20 protein-coding genes are annotated in these 24159 nt (G+C 71.1%); 14 read left to right on the top strand and 6 right to left on the bottom strand.

The annotated features are described in order from the left end of the window. Positions 1-167 precede the first annotated feature (167 nt). The 3 genes from ABZ928_RS24600 to ABZ928_RS24590 all read left to right on the top strand — a co-directional run bounded on the left by ABZ928_RS24600 (position 168) and on the right by ABZ928_RS24590 (position 4267). A complete protein-coding gene (locus ABZ928_RS24600; RefSeq protein ID WP_361522781.1) occupies positions 168-968 on the top strand; it encodes an MIP/aquaporin family protein in 801 nt (266 codons plus the stop codon). Between the two features lie 65 nt (positions 969-1033). Further along, on the top strand, positions 1034-2599 hold the full coding sequence (gene glpK, locus ABZ928_RS24595) for a glycerol kinase GlpK (protein ID WP_361522778.1): 1566 nt from the start codon (positions 1034-1036) through the stop codon (positions 2597-2599). Positions 2600-2650: 51 nt separating this feature from the next. After that, a complete protein-coding gene (locus ABZ928_RS24590) occupies positions 2651-4267 on the top strand; it encodes a glycerol-3-phosphate dehydrogenase/oxidase (protein ID WP_361522775.1) in 1617 nt (538 codons plus the stop codon). A 57-nt stretch (positions 4268-4324) separates the two neighbouring features. On the opposite strand, the gene mtnK is transcribed toward ABZ928_RS24590, so the two are convergent. From mtnK to ABZ928_RS24570, 4 genes are all read right to left on the bottom strand, one after another. Beyond that, complete coding sequence (gene mtnK, locus ABZ928_RS24585; protein ID WP_361522773.1) at positions 4325-5497, bottom strand: S-methyl-5-thioribose kinase; 1173 nt, start codon at positions 5495-5497, stop codon at positions 4325-4327. Between the two features lie 15 nt (positions 5498-5512). After that, a complete protein-coding gene (locus tag ABZ928_RS24580; protein ID WP_361522771.1) occupies positions 5513-6559 on the bottom strand; it encodes an ABC transporter permease in 1047 nt (348 codons plus the stop codon). 68 nt (positions 6560-6627) lie between these two features. Next, positions 6628-8166, bottom strand: coding sequence for a sugar ABC transporter ATP-binding protein (locus ABZ928_RS24575; RefSeq protein ID WP_361522768.1), 1539 nt, complete (start codon positions 8164-8166; stop codon positions 6628-6630). Further along, positions 8153-9250, bottom strand: coding sequence for a substrate-binding domain-containing protein (locus ABZ928_RS24570; RefSeq protein WP_361522765.1), 1098 nt, complete (start codon positions 9248-9250; stop codon positions 8153-8155). Before ABZ928_RS24570 ends, ABZ928_RS24575 begins: the two co-directional genes overlap by 14 nt. Positions 9251-9760: 510 nt before the next feature. Between ABZ928_RS24570 and ABZ928_RS24565 the strand changes: the two genes are divergently transcribed. Genes ABZ928_RS24565 through mtnB form a run of 3 tightly spaced genes read left to right on the top strand, consistent with a single transcriptional unit; the run spans position 9761 to position 11696 of the window. Next, positions 9761-10360 carry a cupin gene (locus ABZ928_RS24565; RefSeq protein ID WP_361522762.1) on the top strand — a complete coding sequence of 200 codons (600 nt, stop codon included), beginning with the start codon at positions 9761-9763 and terminating at the stop codon, positions 10358-10360. After that, positions 10357-11091, top strand: a complete 735-nt coding sequence (gene mtnC, locus ABZ928_RS24560; RefSeq protein ID WP_361522759.1) for an acireductone synthase — start codon at positions 10357-10359, stop codon at positions 11089-11091. Before ABZ928_RS24565 ends, mtnC begins: the two co-directional genes overlap by 4 nt. After that, positions 11088-11696, top strand: a complete 609-nt coding sequence (gene mtnB / locus ABZ928_RS24555) for a methylthioribulose 1-phosphate dehydratase (protein WP_361522757.1) — start codon at positions 11088-11090, stop codon at positions 11694-11696. The genes mtnC and mtnB overlap by 4 nt, the downstream gene beginning before the upstream one ends. Positions 11697-11754: 58 nt before the next feature. Here mtnB and mtnA read toward each other — a convergent pair whose 3' ends face one another. After that, positions 11755-12786 (bottom strand): S-methyl-5-thioribose-1-phosphate isomerase, encoded by a 1032-nt coding sequence (gene mtnA, locus ABZ928_RS24550; protein WP_361522754.1) that lies wholly within the window; start codon positions 12784-12786, stop codon positions 11755-11757. 294 nt (positions 12787-13080) lie between these two features. On the opposite strand from mtnA, the gene ABZ928_RS24545 reads away from it, so the two are divergent. The 7 genes from ABZ928_RS24545 (at position 13081) to ABZ928_RS24515 (ending at position 20392) form a co-directional block, all read left to right on the top strand. Beyond that, a complete protein-coding gene (locus ABZ928_RS24545; RefSeq protein ID WP_361522751.1) occupies positions 13081-14130 on the top strand; it encodes a BMP family ABC transporter substrate-binding protein in 1050 nt (349 codons plus the stop codon). After that, the gene (locus ABZ928_RS24540; protein WP_361522748.1) at positions 14111-15670 is read left to right on the top strand and encodes an ABC transporter ATP-binding protein; all 1560 of its coding nucleotides are present in this window, start codon (positions 14111-14113) and stop codon (positions 15668-15670) included. The genes ABZ928_RS24545 and ABZ928_RS24540 overlap by 20 nt, the downstream gene beginning before the upstream one ends. 1 nt (position 15671) lies before the next feature. Next, the gene (locus ABZ928_RS24535) at positions 15672-16712 is read left to right on the top strand and encodes an ABC transporter permease (RefSeq protein WP_361522746.1); all 1041 of its coding nucleotides are present in this window, start codon (positions 15672-15674) and stop codon (positions 16710-16712) included. Continuing rightward, positions 16712-17581 carry an ABC transporter permease gene (locus ABZ928_RS24530; RefSeq protein WP_361522743.1) on the top strand — a complete coding sequence of 290 codons (870 nt, stop codon included), beginning with the start codon at positions 16712-16714 and terminating at the stop codon, positions 17579-17581. Before ABZ928_RS24535 ends, ABZ928_RS24530 begins: the two co-directional genes overlap by 1 nt. After that, positions 17578-18330 carry a purine-nucleoside phosphorylase gene (locus ABZ928_RS24525; protein WP_361522740.1) on the top strand — a complete coding sequence of 251 codons (753 nt, stop codon included), beginning with the start codon at positions 17578-17580 and terminating at the stop codon, positions 18328-18330. The genes ABZ928_RS24530 and ABZ928_RS24525 overlap by 4 nt, the downstream gene beginning before the upstream one ends. After that, positions 18327-19622, top strand: a complete 1296-nt coding sequence (locus tag ABZ928_RS24520; protein WP_361522738.1) for an amidohydrolase — start codon at positions 18327-18329, stop codon at positions 19620-19622. Before ABZ928_RS24525 ends, ABZ928_RS24520 begins: the two co-directional genes overlap by 4 nt. A gap of 98 nt (positions 19623-19720) precedes the next feature. Continuing rightward, positions 19721-20392 (top strand): FadR/GntR family transcriptional regulator, encoded by a 672-nt coding sequence (locus ABZ928_RS24515; RefSeq protein WP_361522735.1) that lies wholly within the window; start codon positions 19721-19723, stop codon positions 20390-20392. 1 nt (position 20393) lies between these two features. Here the strand turns inward: ABZ928_RS24515 and ABZ928_RS24510 are convergent, their stop codons facing one another. Then, positions 20394-22841, bottom strand: a complete 2448-nt coding sequence (locus ABZ928_RS24510; protein WP_361522733.1) for an NACHT domain-containing protein — start codon at positions 22839-22841, stop codon at positions 20394-20396. 306 nt (positions 22842-23147) lie between these two features. Here ABZ928_RS24510 and ABZ928_RS24505 point away from each other — a divergent pair, with 306 nt between their 5' ends. Further along, a complete protein-coding gene (locus ABZ928_RS24505) occupies positions 23148-24137 on the top strand; it encodes a PAC2 family protein (RefSeq protein WP_361522730.1) in 990 nt (329 codons plus the stop codon). The last annotated feature ends 22 nt before the right edge of the window (positions 24138-24159 follow it).

Genomic DNA, 24159 nt, shown 5'->3' with positions numbered 1-24159 from the left:
GGGTGAGACTCCCGTCCATCGGTCGGCATTGTCGAACACCTACCGGCAATACGCGCTAGAGTGTGACAACGCCAGAGGCCGGCATCGCCCTCACCCCCGAGGGCACGCGAACCACCGGAGGGACCCGGGGTTCTGCTTCCCCTGGACGAAGGACAAAGGAGTCGCGGGTGTCCAGCTCCGACATCTTCATCGGCGAGACCATCGGTACCGCCATACTCATCCTGCTCGGCGGCGGCGTCTGCGCCGCTGTCACGCTGAAGGCCTCCAAGGCCCGTAACGCCGGCTGGCTCGCCATCACCTTCGGGTGGGGTTTCGCCGTTCTCACGGCCGTCTACACCTCCGCGCCGCTCTCCGGCGCGCACCTGAACCCCGCCGTCACCCTGGCGCTCGCGCTCAAGGACAACGGCATCGAGTGGAGCCAGGTCCCGACCTACTGGGGCGGACAGCTGCTCGGCGCCATGATCGGCGCGGCCCTGGTCTGGGTCGCCTACTACGGCCAGTTCCACGCGCACCTCACCGACAAGGAGATCGTCGGCGGTCCGGGCGCGCAGGCCACCAAGGTCAAGGCCGTCGAGGCGCAGGAGAAGGGCGCGGGGCCGGTCCTGGGCATCTTCTCCACCGGTCCGGAGATCCGGAACGTCGTGCAGAACCTGGCCACGGAGATCATCGGCACCGTCGTGCTGGTGCTCGCGGTCCTCACGCAGGGCCTCAACGACGGCGGCAACGGCCTGGGCACCCTGGGCGCCCTGATCACCTCGCTGGTCGTCGTCTCGATCGGTCTGTCCCTCGGCGGCCCGACCGGCTACGCGATCAACCCGGCCCGTGACCTCGGTCCGCGTATCGTGCACGCCCTCCTGCCGCTGCCCAACAAGGGCGGCTCGGACTGGAGCTACGCCTGGATCCCGGTCGCCGGTCCGCTGATCGGCGGCGCGATCGCTGCGGGTATCTACAACGTCGCTTTCGCTTAGAACCAGCGGTTCGCACAAGCAGTCGTAGACAGTCCCTCTTACTCACGGAACCCCAGGAGCACACAGTGACCGACGCGCACACCGCCGGCATCGCATCCCACGGGCATGGCCCGTTCATTGCCGCCATCGACCAGGGCACCACCTCCAGCCGCTGCATCGTCTTCGACCGCGACGGACGTATCGTCTCCGTCGACCAGAAGGAGCACGAGCAGATCTTCCCGAAGCCGGGCTGGGTCGAGCACAACGCCAACGAGATCTGGACCAACGTCCAGGAAGTCGTCGCCGGAGCCATCCAGAAGGCCGGCATCACCCGGGACGACATCAAGGCCATCGGCATCACCAACCAGCGTGAGACCACGCTGCTGTGGGACAAGAACACCGGTGAGCCCGTCCACAACGCCATCGTCTGGCAGGACACCCGCACCGACGCCCTCTGCAAGGAGCTCGGCCGCAATGTCGGACAGGACCGTTTCCGCCGTGAGACGGGTCTGCCGCTGGCGAGCTACTTCGCGGGCCCCAAGGCCCGCTGGCTCCTTGACAACGTCGAGGGCCTGCGCGAGCGCGCCGAGGCCGGCGACATCCTCTTCGGCACCATGGACACCTGGGTCATCTGGAACCTGACCGGCGGTGTCAACGGCGGCAAGCACTACACCGACGTCACCAACGCCTCCCGCACCATGCTGATGAACCTCCACACGCTGGAGTGGGACGAGAAGATCGCCGAGTCCATCGGTGTGCCGCTGTCGATGCTCCCGGAGATCCGCTCCTCCGCCGAGGTCTACGGCGAGGTCACCGGCGGCAAGCTGGGCGACCTGCTCGGCGGCATCCCGGTCGCCTCCGCGCTCGGTGACCAGCAGGCGGCCCTGTTCGGCCAGACCTGTTTCGCCGAGGGCGAGGCCAAGTCGACGTACGGCACCGGCACGTTCATGCTGATGAACACCGGCGAGAAGATCATCAACTCGTACTCCGGTCTGCTGACCACCGTCGGCTACCGGATCGGCGACGACAAGCCGGTCTACGCCCTCGAGGGCTCGATCGCCGTCACCGGTTCGCTGGTGCAGTGGATGCGCGACCAGATGGGCCTCATCTCCACCGCCGCCGAGATCGAGACGCTCGCGCTCTCCGTCGAGGACAACGGCGGCGCGTACTTCGTGCCGGCCTTCTCCGGTCTGTTCGCCCCGTACTGGCGCTCCGACGCCCGCGGTGTGATCGCCGGTCTGACCCGGTACGTCACCAAGGCGCACCTCGCGCGTGCCGTCCTGGAGGCCACCGCCTGGCAGACCCGTGAGATCACGGACGCCATGACCAAGGACTCGGGCGTCGAGCTCGCGGCCCTCAAGGTCGACGGCGGCATGACCTCCAACAACCTGCTGATGCAGACCCTCTCGGACTTCCTGGACGCCCCCGTGGTCCGTCCGATGGTCGCCGAGACCACCTGCCTCGGCGCCGCCTACGCCGCCGGTCTCGCCGTCGGCTTCTGGACCAGCACCGACGACCTGCGTGCCAACTGGCGCCGGGCCGCCGAGTGGACCCCCCGCATGGACGCGGACGCCCGCGACCGTGAGTACAAGAGCTGGCTCAAGGCCGTCGAGCGGACCATGGGCTGGCTTGAGGACGACGACGAGAGCTGAGCCGGGCCACTCGAAGGCCCACAGCGCTCTGATGAGGAGTAAGAACCCGAAATGACCAGTCAGTCCACCCTGCAGTCCGTGCCTGCCCTCGGTACGCGCCCGGCCTCCGGCTCCAACCCGAGCCGCGCCGAGACCCGGGAGCAGCTCTCCAAGGCGTCGTACGACCTTCTCGTGATCGGCGGCGGCATCCTGGGCATCTCCACCGCCTGGCACGCCGCGCAGTCCGGTCTGCGGGTGGCCCTGGTCGACGCCGGCGACTTCGCCGGTGCCACCTCTTCCGCCTCCTCCAAGCTGCTCCACGGCGGCCTGCGCTACCTGCAGACCGGCGCGGTGAAGCTGGTGGCGGAGAACCACTTCGAGCGCCGTGCGGTCTCCCGCCAGGTGGCCCCCCACCTGGCGAACCCGCTCACGTTCTACCTCCCCGTGTACAAGGGCGGGCCGCACGGCGCCGCGAAGCTCGGGGCGGGCGTCTTCGCCTACTCCGCACTGTCCGCGTTCGGTGACGGCGTCGGCCACCTCCTCTCCCCCGCCAAGGCGGCGCAGGACGTGCCCGAGCTGCGCACCGACAACCTCAAGGCCGTCGCGGTCTACGGCGACGACCAGATGAACGACGCGCGCATGGCGCTGATGACGGTCCGCGCGGCCGTCGAGGCGGGCGCGGTGGTCCTGAACCACGCCGAGGTGACCGGACTCCGGTTCACCAAGGGCCGGGTCACGGGCGCCGACCTGCGCGACCGCCAGTCCGGCGACGAGTTCGGCGTCAACGCCCGGCTGGTGCTGAACGCGACCGGCCCGTGGGTCGACCACCTGCGCAAGATGGAGGACCCGAACGCGGCTCCGTCCATCCGCCTCTCCAAGGGCGCGCACCTGGTCCTGAAGCGGACCGCGCCGTGGAAGGCCGCGCTGGCCACCCCGATCGACAAGTACCGGATCACCTTCGCGCTGCCGTGGGAGGACATGCTGCTGCTGGGCACCACGGACGAGGAGTTCGAGGGCGACCCGGCGGATGTCTCGGTCACCGAGAAGGACACCGCCCAGATCCTCGACGAGGCCGCGTTCTCCATCCGGGACCAGCAGCTCGACCGTGACCTCATCACGTACGCCTTCGCGGGTCTGCGCGTGCTGCCGGGCGGCCCCGGCGACACCGCCAAGGCCAAGCGCGAGACCGTCGTCACCGAGGGCAAGGGCGGCATGCTGTCCGTCGCGGGCGGCAAGTGGACGACCTTCCGGCACATCGGCCGTACGGTCATGCAGAAGCTGGAGGCGCTGCCGGGCGCTCCGCTGGGTGACGACTACGAGCCGATCTCCTCGCTGCCGAAGAAGCTGCCGCTGCCGGGGGTCGCCAACCCGCGTGCCGTCGCGCACCGGTTGCTGGTGGACAACCCGGCGCCGGGTCCGCGGATGGCGGCCGACACGGCGAAGCACCTTGCCACGCACTACGGTTCGCTGGCCTTCGACATCGCTCGACTCGCCAACGAGAACCCGGAGTTGGGTCAGCGGGTGCATCCGGACGCGCCGGAGATCTGGGCGCAGGTCGTGTACGCCCGGGACAACGAGTGGGCGGAGACGCCGGATGACGTGCTGCGGCGGCGTACGACGCTGACGATTCGGGGCCTTGCGACGGACGAGGTCCGCGGCAAGGTGCAGGATCTGCTCGACAAGAAGTAAGCGGGTTGAGTTTCGTCTGACGGGGCGTGGGGGCTGGTCGCGCAGTTCCCCGCGCCCCTAACGGGGCGCCTCAACCACTGCCCTTACATCGTTCGGGTTCTTCAAATCCCTCCGCCGCACGATCAGTTCGCGGCCGATTCGCAGGGCCCGGCGTGATGCCTCCACCGGGTTCTCCAGGGTCGTCAGATCCGTCAAGTGGGCGAAGCCGATGATCCTGCGGATGATCTCCGTGCCGGCGAAGCCCAGGGATTCCGTCCAGACCTTTGCCAGGAAGCGGTCCAGGTACGCGTCGTCGAAGAACGTGTCCACCCTCGTCGGCCAGAGCCTCCGGAACTCCGTCTCGAACGCCTCCCAGGACAGGCGGAGTTGGTCCGCATGGTCGGTCAAGCGGCCCAGGGCGCGGGCTCGTTCCTCGGAGACGAGTGCGTTGGCCCAGTAGAGGCCGAGGTCGAAGCCGATCGGGCCCACGAAGGAGAACTCGGGGTCGAACACGCGGACCACGTGGATGCCTTCGCGTTCGCCGACCATGATGCTGCCGGTGTGGAGGTCGCCGTGGAGCAGCGCCTGGGCGCTGGTCATGAAGACGTGCCTGAGGTCGGCCACCTCCGTGCGGAGCCTCGTGTCGGCCCGGAACTCCGCCGCCAGGTCGGCCACGCCCTCGTGCCAGTGGTTGTGTTCGTGCTCGATGTACGGCTCGGACAGGACCACGTCCTCGGTGATCTTGCAGAGTTCCGGGTTGACCGAGACCGCGATCAGGGACTTGCGTTCGGCCGACGGCATGCCGAAGTCGCTCGTGGCGAAGGAGAGGCGGGCGACGAGGCGGCCGATCTGCGGGGAGGTCTCGGGGCCGTAGGAGGCGCCCTCGTTGAGGAGGGTGCGCAGGACCTCCAGGTCGGAGAGGTCCTCCATGACCAGGGCGTAGTTCTCGGGGTCGTAGCCGTGGATGCCGGGAATCTCGTCCGGGGCGACCTTGGCGAGTTGCTCGTAGGCGCGGGCCTCGGCGTCGGCGCGGTCCGGGCTGAGCGGCCAGGAGGGGCCGGCGACGCGGACCCAGGGCAGGGCCTGCTTGAGGGCGAGGCTGCGGGTGCCGGCCGCGTTCGAGGCGAGGAAGACGCGGTTGACGTTGCCGTCGGAGACCTCGCGGACGGTGATGTCGTCCAGGTCCTCCCAGTGGCCCTGCTCGCGCAGGTACGCCGGGATGTCGTCGGTCTCCAGGATGCGGTAGCCCATGGTCGGTGAACTCCCTTATGCGGTGCGGCGCTTGGACAGGGTGAAGCTGAAGACCAGGGCGAGGATGAGGACCGCGCCCTCGACGACGTCCTGCGTGTAGTACGGCAGGCCCTTGATGGTCAGGCCGGTGGTGATGATGCCGATGAGGACCGCGCCGAGGGCCGTGCCCCACACGTTCGGGCGGCCGCGGCCCAGGACCGAGGTGCCGACCAGGGCGACCGCCACCGCCTCCAGGAGCTGCGAGGTTCCGGCGGACACATCGCCCTGGCCGATGCGGGACGCCAGGATCAGGCCGCCGATGGAGGCGAGGACGCCGGAGATGACGTAGGCGAGGGAGCGGTACGCGCCCACGCGGATGCCCGCCAGGCGGGAGGCCTCGGGGTTGGCGCCGATGGCGTACAGGACGCGGCCCCAGCGGGTGCGGGCCAGGAAGACCCAGGCGGCGATCGTGAGGCCGCCGAAGATCAGGACCGAGACGGGGATGCCGAGGACCGTGCCGCGGTCGATCTTCAGGAAGCCGTCCGTGAACTTGCCGGGTGCCGTGGAGCCGTCGTCGAGGGTCATGCCCGGGGTGATCGACTGGCCGTCCACCAGGATGAGTTTGGTGCCCTGGATGACGAACATCGTGCCGAGCGTGGCCAGCATGTCGGGGATCTTCAGGACCACGATCAGCAGGGCGTTCAGCAGGCCGGCCACCGCGCCCGCCGCGATGACCGCGATGATCGCGACCGTGCCGATCTGGTTGTAGACGACCATCGTCTGGGCGGCGACCGAGACGCCGAGCCCCGCCACCGCGCCGACGGACATGTCCATTCCGCCGACGGCCATGGTCAGGGTGACGCCGAGGCCGAGGATCGCGGCGACGGAGACGTACCGGAGGGTGTCGAGGAGGGTCGCCGACTCGCGGAAGGAGCCCTCGCTCAGCGCGAAGTAGAGGAAGAGCGCGACCGTGACGAACATGAAGCCGTACTTGATGACGGCGTTCTGGACGCGCGCGCCGGTGGAGGTGCCGGGCGGGATCGCCGCCTTCGTGGGGACCTCGGTGCTCTGCTGAGTGGTCATGGCGGATGCTTTCTTCGGCTTCGGCTTCAGCTTCGGCTTCGGCGGGCGGCGGGCGGCGGGCGGCCAGGTCAGACGGACGCCGAGATGGTCTGGATGACGCGGTCGCGCTCCGCGTCCTCGCCGTACGCGTCGAGGTGGATCTCACCGGCGGCGAGGACGACGACCCGGTCGGCGATCTCCAGGATCTCGTCGACGTCGGCGGACAGGACGAGCACGGCGGCGCCCTCGGCGGCCAGGGACCGGGCGCGGCGGCCGATGTCCCGGCGGGCGCCGATGTCCACGCCTCGGAACGGCTCGTCCAGGATGAGGACGCGGGGGGTCTCGGCGAGCCAGCGGCCGACGACGACCTTCTGCTGGTTGCCGCCGGAGAGTTCCTCGACGGTGCTGTGCTCGTCGCGGGCGACGACGCCGAGGGCCTCGATGGTGTCGCGGCCGAGGGCGTCCTCCTTGCCGCGCTGCACGAGACCTGCCCGGGACAGGGACTTCAGGAACGGCAGGGAGATGTTCTGGGCGAGTGACCAGCCGGGCACCAGGGCGTCGGCGTGCCGGTCCTCGGGGACCAGGTGGACGCCGGCGCGGATGGCGTCGGAGGGGCGGCGGGGCGCGTAGGTCCTGCCGTCGAGTTCGACGGAGCCCGCCGTGAAGGGTTCGGCGCCGAACAGGCCGCGGGCCAGTTCGGTCTTGCCGGCGCCCAACAGGCCGACGACGCCGGTGACTTCACCGGCGCGTACGTCCAGGTCCAGGGGGGTGCGGCCCTCGAAGAGGCGTACGCCCCGGAGGGACAGCGCGACTTCGCCGGAGGCGCCTTCCTGGACCGGGCGGGCCGTGGTCGCCTCCTGGGCCTGGGCGAGCATCGCGCGCAGGGCCGTGTCCCAGTCGAAGGGCTTGGCCTGGTCGTCGGTGAGACGGCCGTCCCGCAGGACGACCAGGCGGTCGGCCAGGGCGTCGATCTCGCCGAGGCGGTGGGAGACGTAGAGCACGGCGATGCCGTCGTCGCGCATCCTCTCGACGAGCGCGAACAGGCGTTCCGCCTCGGCGGCGGACAGCGCGGAGGTCGGCTCGTCGAGGATGAGGAGGCGGGGGCGGGTGGCGAGGGCGCGGGCGAGGATGAGCAACTGGCGGTCGGAGATGCCGAGTTCGCTCACGTCCCGCTTGAGGAGGCCGTCGCTCCAGTCCAGGCCGAGGCCCGCCTGGATCTCCCGGGCCCTGGCCAGCAGCTTGCCGCCGTTGAGGAACGGGTTGCCGCGGCGCTGCGCGAGTTCCTCGAACACCAGGTTCTCGGCGACCGTGAGGCCGGGCACCACGCCCTCGCCGATGCGCTGGTGCACGGTCTGGATGCCCAACTGCCGGGCGGCCAGCGGCGACTGGAGGGCCGCGGGTTCCCCGGCGACCCGCACCTGACCGCCGTGGTCGGTGTGCACACCCGACAGGATCTTGATCAGCGTGGACTTGCCGGCGCCGTTCGCGCCGAGCAGCGCGACGACGCTGCCCGGTGCGATGTCCAGCGAGACGGAGGCAAGGACGGTCTTGCCTCCGAAGGCCATGCTGACGTCGGTGAGGCTGACGGCCGGGGTGACACCCGGCGCGGTCGTCTCAGTGGGCGACATTCGAGATCCAGTCCGCGGTCGAGACCTGGGAGAGGTTCAGCGCGGGCAGCGCCTCGCGCAGCTGGTCCATGTTCTCGATCTTCTTCTCGCGCAGGAAGTCCTGCGTGATGGCGACGGCCGGGAACTCCACGGAGGTCTTGTTCAGCTGGCCGGCCAGCTCCAGGGCGGTGGTGCGGACGACGGCCGCGCCCACCGCGGACGGGTCGGTGCCCGCCGTGGCGACCCACGGGCTGTCGGCGGCGGTCATCTGCTGGATGTCGGCGTTGGAGACGTCCGCGCCGAAGACCTTCACCTTGTCCTGGAGCTTCTTGTTCTGGACGGCGAGGACGGTGCCCTTGGCGAGCTCGTCATAGGGGGCGAAGACGCCGACGACGTCGGAGTGCTGGGTGAGCGCGGCGGAGACCAGGGGAACGTTGTCGGTGGCCGTGGAGTCGGTGACCTTGCCGACCTTGAACTCCTGCTTCCAGCCCTGCTCGGCGACCTCCTTCGTCCACACCGTGTTCCGCTTGTCGAGGGCCGCGTAGCCGGCGACGTTGACGTAGCCGACCTTGGCGTCCTTGCCGACCTCCTTGGCCATCACGTCGAGGACGGCCTGGGCCATGCTGGCGTCGTCCTGCTTGGTGGAGACGACGCCCTTGGTGGCGGTCTCGACGTCGTAGACGACGACCTTGATGCCCTTCTTCACGGCCTTGTCGATCTCCGGCTGGATGGTCGCCGGGAAGCCGTGGTCGACGATGATCGCCTTCGCGCCGGAGTTGATGGCCGAGGAGAGGTCGGTGGCCTGCTTGGCGTTGTCGGCCTGGGCGTCGTAGACCGTCAGGTCGATGCCGAGGGCCTTGGCCTGGGCCTTGGCGCCGTTGCCCCACTGCTCGAAGTAGTCGCCGGCGCCGCTCTGGCGGACCAGGGCGACCTTGACCGCGCCGTCACTGAAGGGGGCGGGCTTCTTGCCGGTGGCGGCGGACGCGGAGGCGGCGGCGCTGCCGGTGTCCTTCGAGGCGTCCGTGGACTGCGAGCAGCCGGCGAGGAGGAGCGCGGAGACGGAGGCCAGTGAGAGCGCGGCGAGGGGCAGACGAATGCGGGACATGAGGGGCTCCAGGTACAAGGGGGTGGCGAAAAGGGGCGCTCGACCCGGAGCAGGGGTTGCGTGATGCGCCCCCGCGCAGAGGGGGGCGGGCCAGGGCTCCGGGAGGGGTCAGCGACAGCTGGCCGTGGTCGACCGGAGCAGGTCCACGTACAGCCGCCGGACGAGCAGCAGCGTCTTCATACGCAGATGATGAGAACGATTTCAGCCATACGTCAAAGTATGGGAAGCGGTTTCTCAGAAAGTGAGACAACGACTACGTCACACGCAGTGCAGGTGGCGGCAGGAGTTAGCATCGGAGAACCGGCACCCGACCCGGCTCAGTGAGGCCCCGATGACGACACCTGGCGCGAAAGCGATGTGTATGCCCTGCATGCGCCGCTGTCCCGGCGCGCTGTGTCGCGGCTGACCGCTGTTCGCCTCCGTTCCCGCCGTCGCCCCTCTTCCTCCCCCGCCCGTCCGGTGCTTGTCTCGGTATCCGGACATCCCTTCCAGACGCCTGGAGTTGCTCCCATGACCCTGCTGACGACCTGGTCCGAGTCCGGCCCCGAGACGCTGGTCCGCCGCACCTCGGACCCCGCCGAGATCGCCGAGGCGCTCAAGCCGCTGGGCGTGCGCTACGAGCAGTGGCCGATCCGTGAGGACGTCCCGTTCGACGCCGACAGTGACACCGTGTTCGCCGCGTACGGCCCGGAGATCGACAAGCTGAACGCCGAGGAGGGCTTCACCACCGTCGACGTCCTCGGCCTGCACCCCAGCGACGACCCGGAGTTCCCGGCGAAGGCCGCCGCCGCGCGCGCGAAGTTCCTCCAGGAGCACACGCACGACGACGATGACGAGGTCCGCTTCTTCGTCTCGGGCTCCGGCATCTTCTACCTCCACGTCAACGGCGAGGTCCACGCGGTCTTCTGCGAGAAGGGCGACCTGCTGGGCGTGCCGCGCGGCACCACGCACTGGTTCGACATGGGCATCAGCCCGTCGTTCACCGCGATCCGCTTCTTCCACGAGGAGGACGGCTGGATCGGCAACTTCACCGGCTCGACGATCGCCTCCCGCTTCCCGGACTACGACACGATCGCGGCGGGCTACGAGGCGGACAGGGCCTCCGCATGACCTTGCAGTACTTGCGGTACGACGTGGACGCCGTGGTGCTCGACATCGAGGGCACCACGAGCGCCACGGGCTTCGTCGTCGACGTCCTGTACCCGTACTCGCGCTCGCGTTTCGGCGCGCTGCTCGCCGAGCGGGGCGACGATCCGGACGTGGCCCGCGCGGTCGCCCAGGTTCGTGAGGAGCTCGGTGACCCCGACGCGGACGCGGCCGCCGTCGAGAAGGCCCTGAACGCCTGGCTCGACGAGGACCGCAAGGCCACCCCGCTCAAGACCCTCCAGGGCATCATCTGGTCCGAGGGCTTCGCGCGCGGCGACCTCGTCTCGCACTTCTACGACGACGTCGTACCGGAGCTGCGGGCCTGGCACGCGGCGGGCACCCGGCTGTACGTCTACTCGTCCGGGTCGGTGGCCGCGCAGCGGGCGTGGTTCACCAACAGCCCGGCGGGCGACCTCACTTCGCTCGTCTCGGGTCTGTACGACACCGAGAACGCGGGGCCCAAGCAGGAGCCGGAGTCGTACCGCCGTATCGCGGAGGCGACCGGCGTCGAGCCGTCACGGCTCCTCTTCCTCTCCGACCGGCCCGGCGAGCTGGACGCGGCCGTCGCCGCCGGCTGGCGGGCCGTCGGGATCCGGCGGCCCGGGGAGCCGTACTACGAACAGGGCGTCGGCGGCCATGCCGAGGCGGGGGCGTTCGACGAGATCACCATCAGCACCACCGGGAGCACCGTATGACCGCCGAGATCACCGAACTGGACCTGGAGGAGGCGGGGGCGGTCCTCGCCGCCGAGTCCGCCCGCTTCGCCGGCTTCGGCTGGATGCGGGGCACCTCCGGCAACCTGTCCGTCGTCCTCACCCGGGACCCGCTGCGGCTGGCGGTGACCGCGAGCGGGCACGACAAGGGTGAACTGACGCCTGCCGATGTGGTGTTGGTGGATGCGCAGGGCGCCGCCGTCCAGGGCGGCAAGCCGTCCGCTGAGGCCGAGCTGCACGCGCGGGTCGCCGCGCTGACCGGGGCGGGGGCCGTGGTGCATGTGCACACGGTCGCCTCTGTGGCGATGGGGCGGCGGGAGCCGGGCGGGATCGTCTTCAAGGACGTGGAGATGCTCAAGGGCGTCGGGCAGCCCGCGCACGACGTCGAGGTGACGCTGCCCGTCATCGCCAACAGCCAGGACATGAAGGTGCTCGGGGACCGACTGGAGGCGGCGCGGAATCCGCGGATGCCGGCGGTGGTGGTCGCGGGGCACGGGCTGTATGTGTGGGGCGCCGATCCGCGTCAGGCGCGGCACCACACCGAAGTCGTGGAGTGGCTGCTGGAGTTGGAGCTCTCGCAGCGCTGACGGAACATCAAAAGGCGGCCCGGTCACCTCGACCGGGCCGCCTTTCGCGTACGACGAGCTAGCTCAAGTGCTCCCCCGGCAGCTGCCCGGCAGACACCTCCAGCACCCCCCGCTCCGTCACCAGCCCCGTCACCAGCCGCCCCGGCGTCACGTCGAAGGCGGGGTTGTGGCCGCGCGACTCGGCGGGCGCCGTCCGCACGCCGCCCCACTCCAACACCTCGGCCTCGCCCCGGAGTTCGATGTGGATCTCGTCGCCGGTCTTGGTTGAGAGATCCACGGTCGTCGTGGGCGCCGCGACCAGGAAGGGGATGCCCGCATCCGCGCACGCGAGCGCCACGCCCACCGTGCCGACCTTGTTCGCGGTGTCGCCGTTCGCCGCGATGCGGTCCGCGCCGACGATCGCCGCGTCCACCTCGCCGCGCAGGATGGTGCCGGCAGCGGCCCCGTCCGCCTGGACGTAGTGCGGTATGCCCTCCTGGACCAACTCCCAGGCGGTGAGCCGGGATCCCTGGAGCAGGGGGCGCGTCTCGTCGGCGTAGACGACCTCCAGGCGTCCACGCGCGTGGAGTTCGCGGATGACGCCGAGTGCCGTGCCCCAGCCGGCCGTCGCGAGGGCGCCCGTGTTGCAGTGGGTCAGGATGCGCAACGGCCGCTCCTCGCCGACCAGTTCGAGCAGCCAGTCGGCGCCGAAGGCGCCCATCGCGCGGTTCGCCTCGACGTCCTCGCGCTGGACGGCGACGGCCTCTTCGAGGACCGCGTCGAGGCCCTCGTCGAAGCGGGTCATCACGCGGTCCACGCAGACCATCAGGTTGACGGCGGTCGGCCGGGCCTCGCGGATGCGTGCGACGGCGGCGCGTACCTCGGCCTCGGACCAGCCCTCGCGTTCGCCCTGCACCAGGGCGAGCGCGACGCCGTAGGCGCCCGCCGCGCCGATCGCGGGCGCGCCGCGCACCACGAGCCGCTGGATCGCGTCGACCAGGGTGTCCACATCGCGGACAGCCATCGTCTCGTTGCGGTGCGGGAGCAGCGTCTGGTCGATGAGCGCGAGACCGTCGCCGGTCCAGTCGACGGCACGCAATTCCTGGGACATATCGGGACACTCCTGATGTTCCGGTGCTGTCCGGCCACGGTACATGACCTGGGAGAACCATAGTTCGAGACAGTCGGGCAGGTGTCCGGAAACGGATGCTACTGTCCGGCAATCAGTCCGCAGACCGAGACGAAGGAGGAGGCCCGTGCTGCTGACCAAGCGCCGTTTCCTCGACTTCGGCCGGTGTGCCGGTGACGGCTGTCGACGCTGACCCGTCCCCGTTCCAGCGTCTCCTCACCCACCCTCATCGCCGCTCCCGCCGGAGCGTGTCTCGCCGTACCCGGAAGGTCCCCGATGTCCCGTAGACACCGCCGTTCCCTGCAGATCGCCGCCGCCACCGCGCTGATGGTCACCGCGGCCACCGCGTGCAACGCCGCCGCGAAGAGCGACGCCTCCGACAGCGCGAGCGGCGGCAGCGGCAAGACGTTCACCCTCGTCACGCCGGACGCCGTCGGCCAGAACGAGTTCCTGAAGCTCGCCGTCAGCGGCGTCAAGGACGCGGCGAAGCAGCACGACGGCTCGCAGAAGGTCTACGAGTCCACGGACACCGCCTCCCAGCAGCAGAACGTGCAGGCCGCGGTCGACGCCAAGCCGGACGTCATCGTGCTGGTCGGCTTCGAGTTCGCGGACATCGTCGCGCAGCAGGCCGAGAAGAACCCGAAGCAGCAGTTCCTGATCATCGACGCCTGCACCACCAAGACGTTCAAGAACGTCAGCTGCGCGGTCTTCCGGGAGCACGAGGGCGTCTACCTCGCGGGCGCCGAGGCCGGTCTGCTGAGCGAGTCCGGCAAGGTCGGCGCGGTCGACGTGCTCGACACGCCCCAGTTCCGCCGCTACAGCGACCCGTTCGCGGCCGGCGCCAAGAAGGTCGCGTCGAAGACCACCACGGACACCCGCTTCGTCGGCGGCCAGTCCCCCTTCGACGACTCGGCCCGCGCCAAGGAGCAGGCGAACACCCTGCTCGCCAAGGGTTACGACCAGATCATGGCGGCCGCCGCGGCCGGGAACTACGGCGTCTTCGAGGCGGCGAAGGCCAAGGGCGCCTACGCGTACGGCGTCGACGTCAACCAGTGCGTCTCGGCGCCCGGCACGGTCGTCGACAACGTGATCAAGCGCACGGACATCGCCGTGGAGAAGGGCATCGAGTCGGTCCTGTCCGGCAAGACCGGCACCGTCTCCTACGGCCTCAAGGAGGGCGGCATCAGCCTGACCGGCCTGGAGGACGGCGTCGACTCCTCGAAGTGCGTGATCGCCGACCACAAGGACGTCCTGGCCAAGGTCAAGGAGCTGCGCGACCAGATCGTCTCCGGAGAGCTGAAGGTCGATGACCCCGCCGCCAGCTGACGCCGAGGGCTCCGGGGGCCTCGCTGTCGAGCTCCGGGGAATCACCAAGCGGTTCCCCGGCACGCTCGCCAACGACTCCATCGACCTGACCGTCCGCCACGGCGAGATCCACGCCCTGATGGGTGAGAACGGCGCGGGCAAGTCCACGCTCATGTCGATCCTCTACGGACTGGAGCGCGCCGACGCGGGTTCGATCCGCATCGACGGACGCTCCATCAAATCCGGGTTCTCCAGCCCTGGCGACGCGATGGCCGCCGGGCTCGGCATGGTCCACCAGAGCTTCAAGCTGTTCGACTCGCTGACGGTCGCCGAGAACGTCGTCTACGCCGCCGAGCCGCGCCGCTTCGGCCTGGTGGACCGGGCCGCGGCCCGCCGCCGGGTGCGCGAACTCGCCGAGGAGCACGGCCTGGCCGTGGACCCGGACGCGCGCGTCGGTGACCTGCCGGTGGGCCTGCGGCAGCGCGTCGAGATCCTCAAGCTGCTGCACCGCGGTGCCCGCACGCTGATCCTCGACGAACCGACCGCGGTCCTCACGCCCACCGAGGCGGACGCCCTGTTCGCCGTCCTCAAGTCCCTCGCCGCACAGGGCCGTACGGTGATCCTCGTCACGCACAAGCTGCGCGAGGTCCTTGAGGGCAGCGACAACGTCACCGTCCTCCGGGACGGCCGGGTCGTCGCCCGTCTGGTCACTGCGGAGACCTCCGCCGACGAGATCGCCGCCGCGATGACCGGCCGCGCGGTCGAACTCGACCGCATCCACGACCGGGGCACCCCGGGCGACGTGGTCCTCGACGTGGCGAGCCTCACCACCGACGGCGTCCACCAGGCGGGACTCACCGTCCGCGCGGGCGAGATCGTCGGCATCGCGGGCGTCGCGGGCAACGGCCAGAGCGAGCTCGTCGAAGCACTGGCCGGACTGCGGCACACGACCGCCGGGCACGTCACCCTCCGGGGCGACGACATCACCCACGCCTCCGCGACCGAACGCCGCCTCAAGGGCCTGGCGTACGTTCCCGAGGACCGGCACGCGGTCGGTACGGCACCGGCGGCCTCCGTCGCCGACAACCTCGCGATGGGCCATCACCGTACGTCGTTGTCGTCCCGCGGCCTGCTGCCGCCGGCGTCCGTCCGGGCGCACGCGCAGCGGCTGATCGAGCGCTTCGGCATCAAGGCGTCGGCGCCCGAGGTACCCGCGTCCGCGCTGTCCGGCGGCAATCTCCAGAAGCTGCTGATCGGCCGCGAACTCGCCCATGAAGCCCCGCTGTTGCTCGTCGAGCAGCCCACGCGCGGTGTCGACATCGGCGCCATCCAGAACATCCACGACCAGCTGATCGCCTACCGCGACGCCGGCCATGCCGTGCTCCTCGTCTCGGCCGAGCTGAGCGAGATCCGCGGCCTGGCCGACCGGGTGCTGGTCATGTACGAGGGCCGGATCACGGCGTCGTACGACAAGAACGAGGCGGACGAACGGACGCTGGGCCTCGCGATGGCGGGCGGCACCACCCCCGGCGCCGCCGTCCCGGTGGAGGCCGTCGACTGACATGAACAACCGGATATCCGGAGCCCTGCGCTCCCCCATCACCTTCTCCGTGCTCGCGGGCGTCCTCATCGGCGCCCTCTTCCTCGTCGGCACCGGCGCGGACCCGGTCGCGGCGTACGAGGCGGTCCTCACCGGCTCCCTCGGCGCCGACGGCATCGGGGCCACGCTCACCACCGGGACCAGCGTGCTCGGCATGGCCCTCGCGCTGGCGATCCCGCTGCGCGCCGGGCTCATCAACCTCGGCGGCGACGGCCAGATGGTCCTCGGCGGCATCACCGCCGCCGTGACCGGCCTGTACTCACCGCTGCCGGCGCCCCTCACCGTCGTACTCGCGCTGCTGGCCGGCATGGCGGCGGGCGCCGCGTACGCCACGCTGGCCGCCCTGTGCGAGAACCACTTCGGTGTCCCGCTGCTGGTCAGCAGCCTGCTGCTGAGCTACCCGGCGGTGTCGCTGGCCTCCTATCTGGCGCGCTACCCGCTCAAGGAGCCCGGCTCCAGCCTCCCGCAGACCCGCGCCCTGCCCGACGGGGTGGCGCTGCCCGCCTTCGGTGACTCGACGGTCACCTTCGGTCTGGTTCTGGTCGTTCTCGCGGCGGCCGCCTACTGGTTCACGGACAAGCGGACCGCGTTCGGGTACGAGATACGGATGACCGGTCTCAACGCGCGCTTCTCCGCGTACGCGGGTGTCGAACGCCGGGGCCTGACCCTGAAGTTGATGTCCGTGTCCGGGGCGATCGCCGGACTCGTGGGCGCCATCGGCGTGTTGAGCTTCCCGTACCGCTTCGTCGACGGTTCCCTGACCGCACCGGGCTACACCTGGACGGGACTTACGGCGGCTCTGCTGGCCGCCGCGGCCCCGCTCGGTACCGTGATCGCGTCGTTCTTCTTCGCGGTGCTCTCGGTCGGCGGTCTCGCGATGGAGCGCACGACCGAGGTGCCGCGCGAGCTGACGCAGGTGCTCCAGGCCATCGTGATCGTGTTCCTCGCGGCCCGACTGGCCCTCCCCCGCCGGTGGTTCGACCGTCGTAAGGAGGCGGTGTGATGTTCTTCGACTCCGATCTCCTGATGTCGGCGCTGCGCGCGCTGACCCCGATCCTGCTGGCCGCGCTGGGCGGTGCCCTGTGCGAGCGGGCGGGGGTGTTCAACATCGGCCTCGAAGGCATGATGCTGATGGGCTGCTTCACGGCGGTGGCGACGAGCTGGTTCACCGGCAGCCCCTGGCTCGGCGTCCTCGCGGCGGCCCTCGCGGCGGCGGCGTACTCGCTGATCCTTGCCGTCGGGACGGTAACTCTGCGCGGGGACGCGGTGGTTCTCGGCATCGCGATGAATCTGCTGGCCGTCGGTCTGACCAGCTTCCTCCTCCGTACGGTCTTCGGCGTGCAGGGCACCTTCGACGACCCGTCCCTCGCCGGACTGCCGCTGATCGGCGGGCTCAGCCCGCTCGCCTATCTGTCGTGGGCGACGGTCGCGGTGGCCGCGGTGATGCTGTCCCGGCACGTGTGGGGACTGCGGCTGCGCGGGGTCGGCGAGGCGCCGGACGCGGCGGCGACCCTCGGGGTGAGCCCGGCGAAGTACAAGTACGCGGCCGTGCTGGTCTCGGGTGTGCTGTGCGGTCTCGCGGGCGCCCAACTGGCCCTCGGCAACGTCACGTTGTTCACCGAGAACATGACCGCGGGCCGCGGCTGGATCGCCGTCGTCGCCGTCATGCTCGGCCGCGCCCTGCCGCTGGGCGTGCTGTTCGCCGCGCTGCTCTTCGGCCTCGCCGAGGCGGCCGGCTTCCGTCTCCAGGGCCTCGGTCTGCCCCAACAGGCCACCGACGCCGCGCCGTACGTCGTCACCCTCGGCGCCCTCTTCCTCACCACGGCACGCCGTCGTCGCCGTGTCCGCCCGTCCACCGGAGCCGCCTCATGACGCAGGACCTGCTGCCCATCACCCGCATACCCCGCACCGGCCTGCCGGCCCACGCGGTCGTCGTCGGCGACCCGGCGCGCGCCGCGGCCGTCGCCGCGCTGCTCGACGGCGCCGAGGAGGTCTCGTACCACCGCGAATACCGTGTGTTCAGCGGCAGTTGGAAGGGCCTGCCGGTCGTCGTCGCCTCGCACGGGGTAGGCGGTCCGGGCGCGATCCTGCTGTTCCAGGAGCTCGCCGACGCGGGCGTGCGCACCATCCTGCGGTTCGGCACGGCGGGCGCGATGAAGCCCGGCATCGGCGACGGCCACCTCGTCATCGCGGAGGCGGCCGTCCGCGACGACGGCGTCACCCAGCAGCTGCTGCCCCCGGAGTACCCGGCGGTCTCCGCCCCCGAGGCGGTCCTCGCCCTCCAGCGCGCGGCCCGCGCGGCGGACGCCCCGCACCACCGGGGCATCGTCTGGACCCGGGCCGCCTTCCAGCCCGGCCTGCTCCCGATCTTCTCGTACGACGGTGCCGGGCTCGCGGCGATCGAGATGGAGCTGTCGGCGCTGCTGGTCACGGCGTCCCTGCGCGGGCTCGTCGCGGGCGGTGTGCTCGTCATCGACGGGGCGAACGCCGACGAGCTGGTGGACGACGAGGGCGCCAGCGCCTACGACCCGCACCGCGATGTCGTCGCGGCCGGTGTCGAGCGAGGCGCGGTGGTCTCTCTGGAGGCGCTGCGGCTGCTGGCGGAGGAGTACCAGGCGTGAGCATCGATCTGCTGGTCCACGGCGGCGACGTACTGACCGTGGACGACGAGGGAACTGTCGTACGGGACGGGGCTGTTGCCGTCCACGAGGGCGAGATCCTCGCCGTGGGCCCGGCCGCGGAGCTGCGCACGCGCTTCACGGCCGACGAGTCGGTCGACGCGGCGGGCTGTCTCGTCCTGCCCGGACTGGTCAACACGCACACCCATCTCGCGATGACCCTGCTGCGCGGCCGCGCCGACGACGTCACCCTCCAGGGCTTCCTGGAGCGGGTGCTGCCCGCGGAGGCCGAGCTGCTGGCGCCGAAGAACGTGGCGGCGGCGGTCCGGCTGGCGGTCGCCGAGAGCGTACGGGCGGGGGTGACCTCCGCGCTCGACATGTACTGGTTCCACGAGGCGGCCGAGCAGGCGGCACGGGAGTCGGGCTGGCGGCTGCACACCGGCCCCACCTTCATGGACGTACCGGAGCCGCCGGACGCGATCGCGTACGAGGACCGTCTTTCGTGGGCGCGCCGTGACCTGGAGGCGAGGGGCGCGGCCCGTCCCGGTACCCGGCCGGTCGTGTTCGCGCACTCCACGTACACCCTGAGCCCCGACCAGCTGCTGGACATCGCCGCGCTGGCGCGGGAGTTCGGGGCCCTGCTGCACATCCACGCCTCGGAGAACGCGACCGAGGTCGCCACCGTGGAGGTCAAGTACGGCAAGCGTCCGGTGGAGTTGCTCGACTCGCTCGGTCTGCTCGGCCCGGACCTGCTGCTCGCGCACGCCGTGGACCTCACCGGGCCGGAGATCGCGGCGCTGGCCCGCACCGGCACGTCGGTCGCCCACTGCCCGGTGTCGAACCTGAAGCTGGGCTGCGGGATCGCGCCGGTGCCGCGGCTGCTGAGCGCCGGGGTGACCGTCGGGCTCGGCACGGACGGGGCCGTCAGCTCCAACACCCTCGACATGCTGGGGGCGGTGCGGCAGGCGGCGCTGGTGCACAAGGCGGGCGGTGACCCCACTGCGGTCGGCGCCGAGCAGGCCGTACGGATGGCGACGATCGAGGGGGCGCGGGCGCTGGGGCTCGGGGACCAACTGGGCTCGCTGGAGGCCGGGAAGCGCGCCGATCTGGTGGTCCTCGATCTGAACGCCCCGCATCTGCGGCCGCTGCACGACCCGTGGTCGACGCTCGCGTACGCGGCGCACTCGGCGGATGTGCGGGACACGGTCGTCGACGGGCGGGTGCTGATGCGGGACCGGGTGCTGACGACGCTGGACGAGCGGGCTGTGATCGCCGACCTGGAAGCACTTGTCTGAGCGGGGCATTTGGGTCCCTGTTCGGCTGGTCGGCCCCCATAATGGCGTAAGACATCGGATGTCTTGACGGGCATGCGGGAACCACTGGGAGGCCGGCCATGGCAGTGACCGACGAGGCGATCGAGAAGATCAAGGGCATGATCGTCTCCGGCGCGCTGCGCCCCGGCGACCGGCTCCCCAAGGAGTCCGAACTGGCCGCCGAGCTCGGGCTGTCCCGCAACTCGCTGCGCGAGGCCGTGCGCGCCCTGTCGCTGATCCGGATCCTGGATGTACGGCAGGGCGACGGCACGTATGTGACGAGCCTGGACCCCCAACTCCTCCTGGAGGCGCTGAGTTTCGTCGTGGACTTCCACCGCGACGACACCGTCCTGGAGTTCCTCGCGGTCCGCCGCATCCTGGAGCCGGCCGCGACCTCGATGGCGGCGCTGCGGATCAGTGAGCAGCAACTGGACGCCCTGTCGGCCCAGTTGGACAAGCTGGGCACGGCGCCCTCGGTGGAGGAACTGGTCGCCTGCGACCTCGACTTCCACCGGGGCATCGTGCAGAGCTCCGGCAACTCCGTCCTCTGTTCCCTCCTTGACGGACTGTCAGGCCCGACGACCCGGGCCCGCATCTGGCGCGGCCTCACCCAGGAGGACGCCGTCAGCCGCACCCTCCACGAGCACCGCATGATCCTGGCCGCCCTGCGGGACCGGGACGCGGAGGCGGCGCGGTCGTGGGCGACGGTGCACATCGCGAGCGTGGAACAGTGGCTGCGGGCGTCGCTGTGAACTACCGCTCGCTGTCGGCCGGATGGCGGCCCGCGAGATGGTGCTGCAACTCGATGTGCCGGAACTGGTAGACGGCGCCGACGCGGCGCAGGACACCGCGGTTCTCGTGGGCGTCGGCGAGGAAGGCCATGAGGTCGCGGGGCAGCCCGGCGCGCAGCACCAGGTGCCAGCGGGCGACGGCGTAGCGGCTCCAGGCGGTCTGGCGCACTCCGGTGGCCAGGCCCATCACCAGGGCGGGGATCAGTCCGGCGAGGTAGAGCCAGCCGTATGCGTCGGTGAACAGCGCGTCGGGGAACCAGAGCCGCGCGACGGTGATCATGATCCAGTCCTGGGCGCCGAACATCGCGGCACCCAGGGCCGCCGCGGTGAACGTGCAGGTGGCCAGGGTGCGCCGGTCGTTGCGGAGCAGGGTGACCGCGTCGGCCGGTCCGGCGAGGTCCACGGGGGCCGCGCGCATCCCCTGCACCAGCACACAGATGAACGCGAACAGGGCGCCCTGCCGCCACGCCTCCAGGACGGCTTCGACCGGCTGCCCCGGTGCCACGTAGTACCGGGTCACGTCCCCGCCGAGGACCCCGGTGAGCAGCCCCTCCACCAGATAGACGCCGCCCAGCAGGACGCCGGCCGACAGGCCCGTGACAAGACCCCGTCGGCTCCACACCCAGCGGATGCGGGCGACGGGGCTGCGCGGCGGTGGCGTGCCGTCCACGCCGACGGCTCCGGCCGCGACCGTGAACGCCACCGCGCTGATGACCCCGCACGCATTCCCGTACGCCGCCACATACAGGAGCGCGACCACCATGCCGGTGAGCACCACGCGCCGGTCCCAGGCGGACGGTGGGCGCAGCGGCGGCCGGTGTCCGACCGCGAGTCCGCAGCAGACCAGTCCGGCCAGCACCACCGAACCGTCGTCGGCCAGCCGCTCCAGCACCAGCGCGGGGGTGAGGTGGCCGATCGCGGCGACCGAGCTCAGCCCGGCGGCGACCGAAGCCGCCGCGAGTCCGCCGACCAGCCCTCCGCACAGGCATCCGGCCAGCACGCCGAGCCCGCCGCGGTCGTCCCAGTACGGGGCGTAGACCGGGTCGCGGGTGAAGTGGAAGATCACCGACAGGGTCGCTCCCTCGACCAGCCACGCCAGCCCGCCGAGCAGCATCCCGGCCAGCACTCGTGGCAGTACCCCCGGCACCGCCCCGTGCAGCCTCCACCACGCCACCTCCGCCGCTCCGTCGCTCCCCCGCTCCGTGCGCCGGGCCAGGAACACCAGGGCGGTGCGTGCCTGTGTCGCCGTCCAGCGGCCGGGGCGGCGCGGGTGCGGGCGGTAGGCGGCGTCGATGAAGGCGTCGAAGAGGTGGACGGCCACCGCCGCCGGGGTGACGCACCGCAACAGCTCGGCGGGGTCGGGCAGTTGCCCGGTCCCCTCCCCGGGTCGCGGGTTGTACGCGGCTCTGGCGAGCGTGACCGTCAGCGGGCTGGTCAGAGCACGCGCGACCGGTGTGTCCGTGCCCAGCGCCTCGACCACCGGACGCCACCGCTCCGCGGCCTCCGTCCCCTCCCCTCCCGCGTCCCGCAGCAGATACGCGGCGACGTCCCGCGCGCCGAGCGGTTCGAGCCGTAGCCCCGCCATCCCCGTGAGCCGCGCCGGCACCCCGTCGCGCGGCCGCAGGGCGGCCCGGTACTCGGCGGGGCGGCTGGACAGGACCATGCCGCAGCCGTACGGCAGCATCTCGTTGATGCCGTGCAGCGCCAACGCGGCGACGGTGTCGGGCAGTTCGTCGAACCCGTCCAGCACCGGCAGCACCAGCCGCCGGTCCAGCAGCGTGCCGGCGAGGGTGCCGCCGTCGGCCGCGGCCCCCAGCTCGGCGTGGTCCTGGACCAGCCGCCGCTCCATCCACCCGCGCAGATCCTCGGCGGCCGGGTCCCAGGAGGCGAGCGGGAAGAGCACGGGTACCGGCTCGCCGTCGCGGCGCCGGCCGAGGAGCGCCAGGAGGAGTCGTACGAGCAGGACCGTCTTGCCCGACCCGGGGTCGCCGAGGACGAGCAGCCGCCGCCCGGGGAGCCCCTCGAACACCTCCTCGATGTCCCCGGACCCGCCGGTGAGCGGCACCTCCGCCAGTCCGGGGTCCGCCGCCCGCCAGGAGACCGGCAGCGGATACGGGTCCTCCAGCCGCCGCACCTGGGCTTCCGTCTCCCACTGTCGCCGTACCGCGACGGCGAGGCGGTCGGCGGCGGCCTCGGGGCTCTCCGCCGCGGCGGCCTCCACCCGGTCCGCCCGGTACGCGCTCCACGCCAGATACGCGCCCGCCCCGGTGGGCAGCAGCGCCGCCACCACGGCCGCCGGGTCCTGGACGTACAGGGCCGCCACCAGCGCCCCCACGGTTCCCGTGCCGAACAGGACGAGGTACACCGTCCCGACACGCCGTACCCGCGCCCCTGGGGCAACTCCGCTCACCCGACGAAGAGTTGCGCACGAGCCGCACGTCGGGCGCCCTGATCGACGTACCGCCACACGAGTGAGTGAACCGACTCGCTGGTCATCGGACCTCTCCCGGTCATCCGACGTCTACCCGGGTCATTCCCCGCGACCTGTGACAGGTGTGCAGGGTGATCCGGCACAGATCCGAGGAATGGGGGGTGTTCCGGGGTGGCTAATGGGGCAGTGATGCGTTCACTCCCCCGTGCAAGGGGGCTGCGGACGCCCCCGCTGGACGCCGTAAGGTTGGGGCGTACGTGAGGGCACGTCGGAAGGAGGCACTGGGTGATCGAGCTCGAGGGGGTTCCCGAGCTGATCGACCCGGTCATGGTGGCCGCGTTCGAGGGCTGGAACGATGCCGGCGACGCCGCCTCCACCGCGGTCGCGCATCTGGACAGGGAGTGGAAGGGCGAGGTGTTCGCGGCGCTGGACGCCGAGGACTACTACGACTTCCAGGTGAACCGCCCCACGGTGTGGCTGGACGGCGGTGTACGGAAGATCACTTGGCCGACGACGCGCCTCTCCGTGGTGCGTGTCGGCGGCGACAAGCCGCGTGATCTCGTCCTGGTCCGAGGTATCGAACCGTCCATGCGCTGGCGCTCGTTCTGCAACGAGCTCCTCGGCTTCGCGCACGAGCTGGGCGTGGAGCTGGTCGTGATCCTGGGCGCCCTGCTCGGTGACACCCCGCACACGCGTCCGGTCCCGATCAGCGGGACCACGTCCGACCCGGACCTGGCCCAGCGCATGGACCTGGAGGAGACCAAGTACGAGGGCCCCACGGGCATCGTCGGCGTCCTCCAGGAGGCGTGCACGCACGCGGGCGTGCCGGCGGTCAGCCTGTGGGCGGCCGTACCGCACTACGTGTCGCAGCCGCCGAACCCGAAGGCGACGCTGGCTCTGCTGAACCGGCTCGAAGATCTCATCGACGTGCGCATCCCGCTGGGCGAGCTGCCCGAGGACGCGCGCGCCTGGCAGGTCGGCGTGGATCAGCTGGCCGCCGAGGACAGCGAGGTCGCCGAGTACGTCCAGACGCTGGAGGAGGCCCGGGACACCGCGGAGCTGCCGGAGGCGTCGGGTGAGGCGATCGCCCGCGAGTTCGAGCGGTATCTGCGCAGACGGGACGGTGGCGGGCCGACGCCTCCGGGCGGTCACGCGACCGAGGGCGGCGACGGCACGTCGTATCTGCGGGACAACCCCAGCGGTCGTACGAAGCCTCCGAAGCCGCCGAAGCCGGATGCGGCGGGCGGGGAGGACGAGGAGTCCTCAGAGGAGTGAGCTGAAGGGCGGTGCGCGTCAC

It is taken from the genome of Streptomyces sp. NPDC046909, assembly GCF_040644695.1.
GTDB lineage: Bacteria > Actinomycetota > Actinomycetes > Streptomycetales > Streptomycetaceae > Streptomyces.
Note: the sequence above shows the minus strand (reverse complement) of the source record. Positions and strands in the feature narration are given on the sequence as shown.